The 12,601-nt window shown below is 47.2% G+C and carries 10 protein-coding genes; 3 read left to right on the top strand and 7 right to left on the bottom strand.

Annotation, left to right across the window (positions count from 1 at the left end; genetic code table 11):
• Positions 1 to 63: 63 nt before the first annotated feature.
• Positions 64 to 1,926: a PQQ-dependent methanol/ethanol family dehydrogenase gene (locus DN062_RS12455; RefSeq protein ID WP_275668121.1), complete on the bottom strand. Its 1,863-nt coding sequence runs from the start codon at positions 1,924 to 1,926 to the stop codon at positions 64 to 66.
• A gap of 497 nt (positions 1,927 to 2,423) precedes the next feature.
• Here DN062_RS12455 and tig point away from each other — a divergent pair, with 497 nt between their 5' ends.
• The 3 genes from tig to clpX all read left to right on the top strand — a co-directional run bounded on the left by tig (position 2,424) and on the right by clpX (position 5,844).
• On the top strand, positions 2,424 to 3,743 hold the full coding sequence (gene tig / locus DN062_RS12450; RefSeq protein ID WP_112159658.1) for a trigger factor: 1,320 nt from the start codon (positions 2,424 to 2,426) through the stop codon (positions 3,741 to 3,743).
• Positions 3,744 to 3,860: 117 nt separating this feature from the next.
• Positions 3,861 to 4,502 carry an ATP-dependent Clp endopeptidase proteolytic subunit ClpP gene (clpP, locus tag DN062_RS12445; protein WP_112159657.1) on the top strand — a complete coding sequence of 214 codons (642 nt, stop codon included), beginning with the start codon at positions 3,861 to 3,863 and terminating at the stop codon, positions 4,500 to 4,502.
• Positions 4,503 to 4,569: 67 nt separating this feature from the next.
• A complete protein-coding gene (gene clpX, locus DN062_RS12440) occupies positions 4,570 to 5,844 on the top strand; it encodes an ATP-dependent Clp protease ATP-binding subunit ClpX (protein WP_112159656.1) in 1,275 nt (424 codons plus the stop codon).
• A gap of 55 nt (positions 5,845 to 5,899) precedes the next feature.
• On the opposite strand, the gene DN062_RS12435 is transcribed toward clpX, so the two are convergent.
• From DN062_RS12435 to DN062_RS12410, 6 genes are all read right to left on the bottom strand, one after another.
• Positions 5,900 to 6,454: a DUF4124 domain-containing protein gene (locus tag DN062_RS12435; protein ID WP_133256761.1), complete on the bottom strand. Its 555-nt coding sequence runs from the start codon at positions 6,452 to 6,454 to the stop codon at positions 5,900 to 5,902.
• A gap of 111 nt (positions 6,455 to 6,565) precedes the next feature.
• Entirely contained in the window at positions 6,566 to 8,254 is a 1,689-nt protein-coding gene (locus tag DN062_RS12430; protein WP_112159654.1) for an AMP-binding protein, read from the bottom strand.
• A gap of 66 nt (positions 8,255 to 8,320) precedes the next feature.
• Positions 8,321 to 8,896: a peroxidase-related enzyme gene (locus DN062_RS12425; protein ID WP_112159653.1), complete on the bottom strand. Its 576-nt coding sequence runs from the start codon at positions 8,894 to 8,896 to the stop codon at positions 8,321 to 8,323.
• On the bottom strand, positions 8,886 to 9,797 hold the full coding sequence (locus tag DN062_RS12420; RefSeq protein ID WP_112159652.1) for a hydroxymethylglutaryl-CoA lyase: 912 nt from the start codon (positions 9,795 to 9,797) through the stop codon (positions 8,886 to 8,888). Before DN062_RS12420 ends, DN062_RS12425 begins: the two co-directional genes overlap by 11 nt.
• Positions 9,794 to 11,788, bottom strand: a complete 1,995-nt coding sequence (locus DN062_RS12415) for an acetyl/propionyl/methylcrotonyl-CoA carboxylase subunit alpha (protein WP_112159651.1) — start codon at positions 11,786 to 11,788, stop codon at positions 9,794 to 9,796. Before DN062_RS12415 ends, DN062_RS12420 begins: the two co-directional genes overlap by 4 nt.
• Positions 11,778 to 12,596, bottom strand: a complete 819-nt coding sequence (locus DN062_RS12410) for an enoyl-CoA hydratase-related protein (RefSeq protein ID WP_112159650.1) — start codon at positions 12,594 to 12,596, stop codon at positions 11,778 to 11,780. The genes DN062_RS12415 and DN062_RS12410 overlap by 11 nt, the downstream gene beginning before the upstream one ends.
• Between the last annotated feature and the right edge of the window lie 5 nt (positions 12,597 to 12,601).

Genomic DNA, 12,601 nt, shown 5'->3' with positions numbered 1-12,601 from the left:
AGAAAAAAGAGCCTGTGATCACAGGCTCAAAGCCATGTAAATATTGTGTATGCGATTACCGTGTTACTGTGCCCAAGATGGAAGTTTAAAGGCCCAGAAGGCACCGCCTTGCGGAACAGGGCGCGTTAAGACGGCCATGTCACCACCCCATAGGGGCACAGCGCCACCGTAGCCAGAAGCAATGCCTATGTACTGTTCGCCATCCATTTCCCACGTCACAGGGCTGGAAACGATGCCTGAGCCTGTTTGGAATTTCCAAAGCTCTTCACCTGTTTTGGCATGGAAGGCTTTGAAGTATCCATCGCTGGTACCGGTAAAGACTAAGTCTCCTTTTGTGGCGAGTACGCCAGACCAAAGAGGAAGTGCTTCTTTGTGTTCCCATTCAATCTCACCCGTCAGGGGATTCATTGCCCGTAAAATGCCGACATGATCGTCATACATTTTTTTGATGCGGAAGCCTTGGCCTAAATAGGCTGATCCTTTTTTGTAGGTGACTTCTTCCGTCCAGTAATCCTCTTTCCAGTGATTGCCAGGAACATAGAACCAGCCTGTATCTTGGCTGTAGGCCATGGGGTTCCAGTTTTTGCCACCTAGGAAGGGGGGTGATACTTCAATGGATTCACCGCGCTCTTCACCGGGTGCTGGCGGTGGTGGACGCTGTCCTTCAACCTCGACTGGACGGCCTGTTTCGGGGTCTATGTGAGTTGCCCATGTGATATTGTCAACAAATGGGAAGGCGCGAATAAAGCTGCCATCTTCACGGTCGACAACATAGAAAAATCCGTTGCGATCTGCGTGAGCGGTGGCCTTGACGGTTTTGCCATTGTCGTCGTACTCAAACAGAACCAGCTCATTATTGCCAGAGAAGTCCCACGCGTCATTTGGTGTGTGTTGGTAGAACCATTTTACTTCGCCGGTGCTTGGGTCAACACCTACCTGGCCAGAGGTATATAAGTTGTCATAATCGAGAGGGTTGCCGCCTTCAGATGTACGTTTCCATGTGTTCCAAGGGGCGGGGTTGCCTGCACCGACAATAATGGTGTTGGTTTCGATGTCAAAACTGGCGCTTTGCCAAGGTGCACCACCACCATGACTCCAAGCTTCAACTTTGCCTGTTTCTGTATTTGGGTCATCCGGCCAAGAGGGGGCTCTTGGGTCTCCGGTTGGCGTGCTGTCTTCGCCGTCAAGACGGCCCATATGGCCTTCTACAAAAGGACGCATCCATACCTCTTCGCCCGTGTTAGGGTCGCGTGCAAAGAGTTTGCCGACGATGCCAAATTCATTTCCAGATGAGCCATGGATGAGCAGTGTGCGTCCACTTGCCTGATCTTTAACAATCGTAGGGGCGCCAGTCATCGTGTAGCCCGCTGAATGGTCACCAAATTTCTTGCGCCAGACAACGCGTCCGGTATTTTTATCTAAAGCGACCATTGCCGCATCCAGTGTGCCAAAGAATATTTTATCTTCGAAAATTGCAGCGCCGCGATTTACGACATCGCAGCATGGGCGAATGTCATCGGGAAGGCGAGCAGCGTAGTTCCAGAGTTGTTTGCCTGTTTTGGCATCGATGGCAAACACGCGTGAGTAAGATCCGGTGACATAAATAACACCTTCATGAACCAGTGCTTGCGATTCTTGACCGCGCTGCTTTTCATCACCAAACGAAAAAGACCAAGCGGGAGTTAAGCGGTTTACGTTTTCCGCATTCACCATCGTCATTGGGCTATAACGTTGTGCTTTGGGTCCAAAGCCATAACTTAAGACTGTTTGAGTGTTGTCTGGATCATTAACGATGTCGTCCCACGTGACCGATGAAGCCGAGTGAGCTGATACACTGGCCAGGCCGATTGCAGTGGATAGAAGGGCCACTTTAATTGCATAGCCTAAAGGAGTGTGACGTGACGTTATTTTTCTTGTATGCATCATAATAATACCCTGTTGGAAGAGGAACTCAGCAGTTGAGTTAAGTTCAATGCCTTAGTGCATGGGTATTATGTTGAGCAGGCAAAATAACAGCGATGGAATAGCACCCTTAATGTTAAGGATAAACAGAGTTTAAAAAAGGGAAAAAGGAGGGTGGTAGGGAATATTTCCCAAATTAAACAATGTGTTATCGTAAAGTTTTACGACTTTAGGACAGTGTATTTCATTCATGTGCCTTATGCTAGTGTTGAGTTTAAAAAAATATTTAGAGCTTAAATTAGCGCCAGAAACGTCAAAAAACGAAAAGTGATATAGGATAAAAAAGGAGTCTTTTGTGAATGGGGAGCGTCAATCACTTGACTATTGGGTGGAGTTCACGGAGAATTTTGCCCTTTAGAATTAAGGTTTGGCATCTTGTCTTTTGGTCTGCTAATTGCAGCAGTCAAAGTGGGTTGCAGTCAAGCCATTATATTATACTGCAATGTACTGTGAGGAATTCCATGCAAGTTTCTGTTGAAACGACTTCCGGCCTTGAACGTCAGGTTACTGTAACTGTTCCTGCTGAGCGAATTGATCAGGATGTAAACAAGCTGGTTCAACAGCAGGCACGTACTCGCCGCTTGGATGGCTTCCGTCCTGGTAAAGTGCCGGTCTCTGTTATTAAGCGTATGTTTGGTAAAGCCATTCGTGAAGACGTTCTGAGCCAAGTAGTACAAGAGACTTTTTACAAGGCTGTTGACCAGGAAAAATTAATGCCTGCGGGTGGCCCTAATATCGAGTTTCGTAAAGATAAAGAGGGTGAAGATCTAGAGTACATTGCGACTTTTGAAGTGTACCCTGAAATCGTTTTGCAAGACTTCTCTGGCGTTGAAATTGCAAAGCAATCTGCTGATATTGCTGAAGAAGACTTGGACAAAATGATCGACACTCTGCGCAAGCAACAAGCTGAGTGGACTGAAGTTGAGCGTGCTGCGGCTGAGAATGATCGTGTGCGTATCAACTTCGAAGGTTTCATTGATGGTGAAGCGTTTGACGGCGGTCGTGCGGAAGGTATGGATCTCGTTATCGGTTCTAACAGCATGATTCCAGGATTTGAAACAGGTTTGGTTGGCGCTGCTGCAAATGCAGAAGTTGAGCTGAATGTGACCTTCCCAGAAGACTACCACGCTGAAAACCTAAAAGGGAAACCAGCCCTCTTCAAAGTGACCGTTTTGAGTGTTTCTGAGCAAAAATTGCCAGAGCTTAACGAAGAGTTCTTCAGCCGTTTCGGCATCGAAGAAACAAGTGTTGATGGTTTCCGTGCAGAAGTTCGCAAAAACATGGCGCGTGAGCTCAAGCATGCTTTGAAAACTAAGCTGAAAGATCAAGTCTTCACCAAGTTGATCGAAGTCAATCAAATCGACGTACCAAGTGCATTGGTTGATCGCGAAATTGACGTGCTTCGTAAGCAAGCGGTTCAGCAATTCGGTGGTGCTAATGCACAGTTCGATCCAAACATGCTGCCAAAAGAAATGTTTGTTGATCAAGCGAAGCGTCGTGTTACTGTTGGTTTGTTGATTCAGGAACTCATTAAAGTTAATGAAATCCAACCTGAAGATGCTAAAGTCCGTGAAACCATTGAAGAAATGGCAGAAACCTACCAAGATCCACAAGAAGTGATTGATTGGTATTACGGAAACGATGAGATTTTGAATCAAATCAAGGCACTGGTCTTAGAAGATCAAGTATTGGATCATTTGATCAACAGTGCTAAAGTGACAGAATCTAACGTTAGCTATGAAGAAGCGATCAAGCCAGCTCAGCGTCAGGCGGCTGAATAATTAGCATTTTTTTTGCTTTTATTCTCTGATTAAATATTGTAAAGCGACAGCTAGGTTAGCCTACTGTCGTTTTTCGCTTTACAGGGTTAATACCTTACAGGTTTTAGGAGTTTACGCATGTCGGAGATTTACACCGGACGTTCCAGTGACATTACCAATGCGGGTGGCCTAGTGCCTATGGTTGTCGAGCAGAGCTCACGTGGTGAGCGTGCTTACGATATCTACTCGCGCTTGCTTAAAGAGCGTATTATCTTTTTGGTTGGGCAAGTTGAAGATCACATGGCTAACCTGATCGTTGCTCAGTTACTCTTTTTAGAAGCTGAAAACCCAGAAAAAGATATACACCTCTATATCAACTCTCCTGGTGGTTCGGTGACGGCGGGTATGGCAATTTACGATACGATGAAGTTTATCCAGCCACAAGTGAGTACCATGTGTATAGGGCAAGCAGCCAGCATGGGTGCATTTCTTCTATCTGCGGGCGAAAAAGGCAAGCGTTATGCGTTGCCTAACTCACGTGTCATGATTCACCAGCCCTTAGGTGGCTACCGTGGTCAAGCAACGGATATCGAAATACACACACGTGAAATTTTAAAGATCCGTGAAACACTCAATCGTCTTCTTGCTGAGCATAGTGGTCAATCAATTGAGACATTGGAGCGAGATACTGAGCGTGATAACTTCATGGATCCGCAAACCGCAAAAGAATACGGTTTAATTGACCAAGTATTGGATAAGCGAGTTGTACCAGGGGTTTAACTAATTTACACGCGCGTTCATTAAAGTGCTTGAATGCGTGTTTTTTTTGCAAGTTTGAGGTAACCGGATGTCAGACGGTAACACAGGTAAGGGTGATGGCACCAAGCTGTTTTGTTCTTTTTGTGGCAAAAGCCAAGATGAAGTTCGCAAATTAATTGCGGGGCCTTCAGTGTTTATTTGTGATGAGTGTGTTGATCTTTGTAACGACATCATCACCGAAGAGATGCAAGATACCGTTCAGCAAGAAGCCGGGGATAGATTGCCTTTGCCTGCCGAAATTAAGAAAGGCCTAGATGATTACGTCATAGGCCAGGAGCGGGCGAAGAAAGTGCTTGCTGTGGCAGTTTATAACCATTACAAGCGCTTGCGTTACAAGGACAAAAACTCGGATGTTGAGTTAAGTAAAAGTAATATTTTGCTGATCGGGCCAACGGGTAGCGGTAAAACCCTGTTAGCTCAGACACTAGCTCGTATGCTTAATGTACCTTTCACCATTGCAGATGCAACGACGTTAACCGAAGCGGGTTATGTGGGTGAAGATGTTGAAAACATCATTCAAAAGCTTTTGCAGAAATGTGATTATGACGTTGAAAAGGCTCAAGTCGGTATTGTATACATCGATGAAATCGATAAGATATCGCGCAAGTCTGACAATCCGTCTATTACGCGTGATGTTTCAGGTGAGGGCGTGCAACAGGCTTTGCTTAAGCTGATAGAAGGGACCGTTGCTTCTGTTCCGCCACAAGGAGGCCGTAAGCATCCGCAGCAAGAGTTTTTGCAGGTCGATACCTCCAATATTTTGTTTATATGTGGTGGTGCTTTCTCTGGGCTTGAAAAACTCATTCGTAATCGTAGTGTGAAAAGCTCTATTGGCTTTAACGCAGTGGTTAAGAGCAAAGACGAAAGCAATCTAAGCGATGTGTTACACGATGTGGAAGCGGATGATCTGGTTAAGTTTGGCTTGATTCCTGAGTTTGTGGGTCGTTTGCCAATGATTGCAACCTTATCAGAATTGGATGAGGAAGCGTTGATAGAGATTCTGACTCAGCCTAAGAACAGTCTAACCAAGCAGTATGCCGCGCTGTTTGAAATGGAAGGGGCAGAGGTTAACTTCCGTGAAGAAGCGCTTCGTGCCGTTGCTCACAAGGCTTTGGAGCGTAAAACAGGCGCTCGTGGTCTGCGCTCGATTCTTGAGGCGACTTTGTTAGATATTATGTATCAACTGCCATCAATGGAAAATGTATCTAAGGTTGTGATAGATGAGGGTGTGATTCAAGGCACCTCAGATCCCATCTTAATATATGAGAACCAAGAGCATGCTAAGGCTGCTCCTGATCATTGATGAAGATCTAATAAAAAACCCGGCTAATGCCGGGTTTTTTATTGCTACAAATTCTTTATGGACGTCGCTGCTTAGAGGACGTGAGTCCGTATAGTGCGGCATCGCGTTGGGCCTCAAGCTTGATCAATTCGCGAGCCATAAGTTTTTTGTTTTGCCAGAGGCGCGTGCGTAGATCTCGAGCCTGTTGATTAAAGCGTTGATTAACGGCATGTGCATCTTCTGCAATGCTTGTCGCGCGAAGGGCAGTCTGATGGTTATGGGCTAGAACGCTTTGTAAATGCTGCAACTCATGACGCTCAGAGTAGAGGAAGAAAGCTTCAATTTCTCTAGAGAGTTGCGTGTAGCGATTATTGACTTGATTCCGCTCAGATATGCTGAGCTCTTCGGGTTTTTTATCGGTGGTTGATTCCGAGCGTGTGATTTCAGCCTGTTGCGCAAAGGATGGAATTGAGTTGAGAGAACCTTCCTGTTCTAGAATTTCGGCTTGATCACCGCATTGTGTGTCAGAGAAAATCAGCCGCCCATCTTCATGAACGCATTTATAAATAGGTTGCGCACTAAGAGATACGCTAAGGAGGCTGGCACTGACCATCCATAGAAAGTGTTTCACGATTAACTCCTGACATTTAACGCTTGTCTTAAGCTTAAATCGCTTCAGGGTGAACTGCAATAAATTAATGAGAGGAGCCGGACCGGAATAAGCCAGGCTCCTTGCACTTGCTTAGACGTCTTCGAGCCCCAGTTCCTTAATTGAGATCTCTCTCATTTTGAATTTCTGAATTTTGCCCGTTACGGTCATTGGAAAATTTTCCACGAACTTAAAGTAACGGGGAATTTTAAAGTGGGTGATTTTGCCCTTACAGAAGTCACGCAGAGCCTCTTGAGTCACCTCGTCGGCACCTGGTTGCAGCTTAATCCACGCGATCAACTCTTCGCCATATTTGGCATCTGGAATTCCCGTCACTTGCACTTCTGCAATGCTTGGATGGGTATACAAGAACTCCTCTACTTCTTTGGGGTAGATGTTCTCGCCGCCCCGGATCACCATGTCTTTTATCCGGCCAACGATTTGAATATAGCCCTCTTCATCCATGCTGGCCAAGTCGCCCGTGTGCATCCAGCCTGACTCATCGATGGCTTCTGCTGTGCCTTTTTCGTTATTCCAGTATTTTAACATGACGCTATAGCCGCGCGTGCACAGTTCACCAACTTGGCCTCTGGGTAAAATACGCCCGGTAACAGGGTCAATAATTTTGGATTCTAAATGAGGTTGGGTGCGGCCAACGGTTGTCACACGTTTCTCAAGCGAATCATTGGCCCCTGTTTGAGTGGATACCGGGCTGGTTTCCGTCATTCCGTAGGCAATTTGAACTTCCTTCATGTTCATTTTGTGGATGACTTGTTTCATGATTTCGGTTGGGCAAAGTGAGCCTGCCATAATCCCCGTGCGCAGTGATGACAGGTCCGAGTGAGCAAAATCAGGGTGATTGAGTTCTGCGATAAACATAGTGGGTACACCATACAATGCAGTTGCTCGCTCCTGATGAACGGCCTTCAAAACAGAGCCCGGCTCAAAGCCCTCATCTGGATAAATCATGGTAGCACCATGGGTGACACAGCCAAGATTGCCCATTACCATGCCGAAGCAATGATAAAGAGGAACGGGGATGACAAGGCGGTCTAGGTGAGTGAAGCCCATGCTCTCAGCAACAAAGTAACCATTGTTTAGAATGTTGTGGTGCGACAGTGTGGCGCCTTTCGGAAAGCCGGTTGTTCCAGAGGTGTACTGAATATTGATGGGGTCATCAAATTGTAGGCCTGATTGAACATCATCAAGCACTTCTTGCGGAATTTCATCGGCCAAGTCCATAAAATCTTGCCAACGCCACATACCTGGATGTTTGATATTGTCTAGGTTAATCACCCCCTTGAGCTCCGGGAGTTTTTGGGCGTGTAATTGGCCTTCTGCGCTCATTTTAAGTTCAGGCGCTAGCTCATAAATCATACCGCGATAGTCAGATGTTTTGAATTTATCGGCGGTGATCAAAAAGCGTGCTTCGGATTGGTTAAGCGCATACTCAAGCTCATGTGTCCGGTACGCAGGATTGATGTTAACCAGAATTGCCCCTATTTTTGCAGTCGCAAACTGAGTAAGGGTCCATTCATATCGATTAGGTGACCAAATGGCGACGCGATCACCTCGACGTACCCCTGCAGCAAGCATGGCTCTTGCACAGATATTGACTTGGTTTTGCAGCTCCCGATAGGTCCAGCGTATACCTTGATGCAAAACGATTAAGGCATCGTTATCAGGGTGAAGGGAAGCGGTGGCATCAAACATATCGCCAATGGTCATGCCCAACAGAGGCTTGGCACTCACACCGCTAGTGTAACTCGGTAACGTATTCATCGTACTGACTCCATTATTGTTTTTATAGCCAATAGGCCAGGATATATCTGCCCTGAGTGCTCAGTATTAGCGATGCTGAGCGTGGTACTCGGAATTCGGTTGCATATCGACCGCCAGCGCTACTCTGTTGGTCATGTTGTAAAACCCGACAAGATTGCAAATATCCCAAACTCCCTGATCACTAAATCCGACAGATTTCAATGCATCTGCCTCCGTAGGTGTAACTAAAGAGGGGGTTCTGGTTAATAATGAGGCGTAATCAAGCATGGCTTTATGGCGTTTTGATAAATCGGCACTGCGGTAATTCATCACTAAGTGCTCGCCAAGGCTCGGGTCTTGACTGTATTCTCTGACGGCTGCGCCATGCGCAACTAAGCAGTAAAAGCATTTATTCTCGGATGAAACAACGACAGCAATCATTTCTCTTTCCAATGGAGAGAGTTCACTTTCGCCAAACATCAATTCGTTGTAAAAGCGACTGAATACTTCAAGCTGCGCAGGGTTGTGGCTATAGGCTTTAAGAACGTTGGGAATCATTCCTAATTTTTCTTCGCATTTTTTGAAATATTTTTGTACGTCGTTAGGCAGTGCATCCAAACTTGGGATGTTCAGAGCTAATCCAGTGATGGGTTTAGCGGTCATAGCAGGCTCCTTTGGCTAAGGCGACTTTTGATCCATTATTCCGTTTCAGCTGTTGAGTAATCCAGAAGCCGGTATTGATCAGCTTTTGTAAATCCACACCCGTTTCGATGCCCAAACCATTGAGTAGGTAGATGACGTCTTCGGTTGCAACATTGCCTGAGGCTCCTTTTGCGTAAGGGCAGCCACCTAAGCCTGCAACTGAGGCATCAATGACCTGAATACCTTCTTCAAGTACTGCATACAGATTCGCTAAGGCTTGACCGTAGGTGTCATGAAAATGTGCGGCGAGCTTATCAATGGGGACTTTTCGAGTGACGGCTTCCAGCATGCGTTTTGCTTTTAGCGGGGTGCCTACGCCTATAGTGTCACCTAGGGATACTTCATAGCAGCCCATCTCGATCAGTTGCTGCGCGACCCTGGCAACGGCATCAGGGGAAACCTCGCCCTGATAGGGGCATCCCATTACGGTGGATACGTAGCCACGAACCTTCATACCCTGCTGGCGAGCGGTTTCAATCACCGGAATAAATCGCTCTAAACTTTCCGCGATTGAGCAATTAATATTCTTTTGTGTAAAGGCTTCGGACGCTGCGCTGAAGACGGCGACTTCATCCGCTTTGGCGGCAATGGCGCCCTCAAGTCCTTTTAAATTGGGTGTTAGAGCGGCGAATGTCACGCCTGGACGGCGCTGAATTCCAGATAAAACGTCATGCGCATCCGCCATTTGTGGCACCCATTTAGGTGACACAAAGCTGGCAGCTTCTATGTGTGTTAGGCCTGCATCGGCCAATCGTTCAATCAGCTCAATTTTGATGGGCGTGGCGATGAAATCACCAGGCTCATTTTGCAGGCCATCTCGTGCGCTCATTTCAAATAGGCGCACTGCGTTTGGAAAACTCATTCGCTGACCTCTTCATTAGCTGTGACGGCAAGCAGTTCGACGCCTTCTGGGACGAGCTCGCCTTCATTGAAATAAATTTCGTCAACGGTACCATCGATGGGGGAGCGAATCGCATGCTCCATTTTCATGGCTTCCATAATCACTAAGGTTTGGCCCGCCTTGACGAGATCACCGGGACTGACCATCACGGCGACGACAGAGCCATTCATCGGTGCGGTTAAACTACCCAGGTTCGTGCTTTCATGCTCGCCAAAGGTTTCTTCATGACGCTCGCAACGGAAGGATTCGCCTTCATGGAATAAGACGAGTTCACGGTCATTTAAGGAGCCATGCACTGAAATTCGATGGCCATTGATGACGGCTTTTAATTGATCATTCACGAGCTCTGCATGCAATCTATAGAAGCTTTCACCAATCGAGATCTCGTATGCATGATTCTTTTCGAGTACTTTAAGTTCGTAAAGTTGTTCATCGACACGAAGTAGAAGCGGTTTTGCGTATTCTGAGTTTAAGCGCCAGCTATTTTGCTGAGCATAGGGCGACCACAGATCTTGATTGTGCGGCAAGGTCACTCTGGCTTGTTCAAGCAAAAATCCTGCAGATAGAATTAATGCGCGATGCAAATCCAGGCGTGGAGCAGGGAATAGCAGAGGGCGGTGTTTTTCGATGAAGCCTGTGTCTAGCTGTGCTTCACGAAAGGGTTGCGAGTCTGAAAGCGCATGTAAAAAGCGAATATTGGTTTTAACACCATTAATGCGATACTGCTCTAGTGCTTGGACCATTCGATTAATCGCTTGATCACGGTTTTCGTCCCACACAATTAGCTTGGCGATCATCGGGTCATAATGAATGCTGACTTCATCGCCTTCAACAACCCCAGTGTCCACACGCACATGAGTGCTTTCATCCGGTGTGCGCAAGTAGGTTAAGGTGCCTGTTGCAGGCAAAAAGTCATTATCAGGATCTTCTGCATAGATGCGAGCTTCAAGGGCATGGCCGCGAATACGCAGTTCGTCCTGCTGAAGAGGGAGTGGCTCACCGTAGGCGACGCGCAGTTGCCATTCTACAAGATCTTGTCCTGTAACCATCTCGGTGACAGGGTGTTCAACCTGCAAGCGTGTGTTCATTTCCATAAAGAAAAATGAGCCATCGACATCGTATAAAAATTCAACAGTACCCGCGCCGACATAGTCGATGGCTTGTGCGGCTTTAACAGCGGCTTCACCCATGGCTTTGCGAGTGTCGAGTGACAGACCCGGCGCAGGTGCTTCTTCCAGCACTTTTTGATGGCGACGCTGAACAGAACAGTCACGCTCGGCGAGGTAAACGCCATTGCCTTGAGAGTCACAAAATACTTGGATTTCAACGTGGCGTGGTTGAGTTAAATAGCGCTCAAGTAACATGTCTGGATTGCCAAAAGCATTTTTGGCTTCGCGTTGAGCGGCGGCAAGTGCTTCATTAAACTCAGACATTTGGTTAACCACGCGCATCCCTTTACCACCGCCACCGGCTACGGCTTTCAGTAATAAGGGGAAGCCGCATTTTTCGGCCTCGGCACGAAGAATCTCAATCGATTGTTCAGCGCCATGGTAACCAGGAACCAGGGGGACGCCCGCACTTTCCATAATGGCTTTCGCCGCTGACTTAGATCCCATGGCGGCAATTGCACTGGCGGGCGGACCAATAAAGACAAGATTATTTTTCGCACAGGCTTCCGCAAAGTCGGTATTTTCTGAGAGGAAACCATAGCCTGGGTGGATCGCTTGTGCTCCCGACTGTAATGCAATGTCGATGATCTTGTCTGCACGAAGGTAGCTTTCGGAGCTTGGAGCTGGGCCCAGTAAAAAGGCTTCATCTGCCATCGCAACGTGACGAGCATTGGCGTCAGCCTCTGAGTAAACGGCAACGCAGCGAATGCCAAGTCGATGTGCTGTTTGAATGACGCGGCAAGCAATTTCACCGCGATTTGCAATCAGGATTTTACTGAACATTGTTATTATTCTCCTGTATCCAGTTAGGCTGGCGCTTGTTTAAAAAGGCATTGAGCCCTTCCTGACCTTCGGCGCTGACGCGAATATCCGCAATGCGCTTTGCCGTTTCTTCAATTATTTCAGCGTCTATTGCTTGCTGGCTGACCGTGAAAATTAATGATTTTGCCGCCATCATCGCTTGAGGGCTATTTAAGCTCAGTTGTTGGATGAAGGCCTCGGCGCTATGAGGCAGGTCGGCGGAGGTGTCAACCACCTTATGAACCAAGCCAAACGCTTGAGCCTCTTCAGCGGTAAAGGCTTCTGCTGTTAAAAAATAACGCCGAGCTTGGCGCTCGCCGATGGCACGAATGACATAAGGGCTGATCACGGCTGGAATTAAACCAATTTTGACTTCACTTAAGCAAAAGCGTGCATCACGACTTGCAAGAACAAGATCACAGCACGCAGCTAGGCCGACAGCGCCTCCATAGGCTGCACCTTGTACCAACGCGAGTGTCGGACGTGAAAAGTGATTGAGCTTATCCATCAGTTTGGCAAGTTGGCGTGCATCGATCAGATTCTCGCTGTGGCTGTTGCTTGCCATTCGCTTCATCCAGCCGAGATCCGCGCCTGCAGAAAAATGCTTGCCTTCAGATTTAACGATTAGAAGACGAAGGTGTGCAATTGATTCAGCTTGATCCAAGAGTGAGATCAGGTTTTGAATCATCGCATCATCAAACGCATTGTGCTTATCAGGACGATTGAGTGTGAGCTCGAAAATGCCTGGACGACTTTCAATCAGCGTACTGTAGGAGGTTGTGTCTGTCATGATTT

This window comes from Nitrincola tibetensis (assembly GCF_003284585.1).
In the GTDB taxonomy this organism is placed as follows: Bacteria; Pseudomonadota; Gammaproteobacteria; order Pseudomonadales; family Balneatricaceae; genus Nitrincola; species Nitrincola tibetensis.
This window is presented reverse-complemented; position numbering and strand designations above follow the sequence as displayed.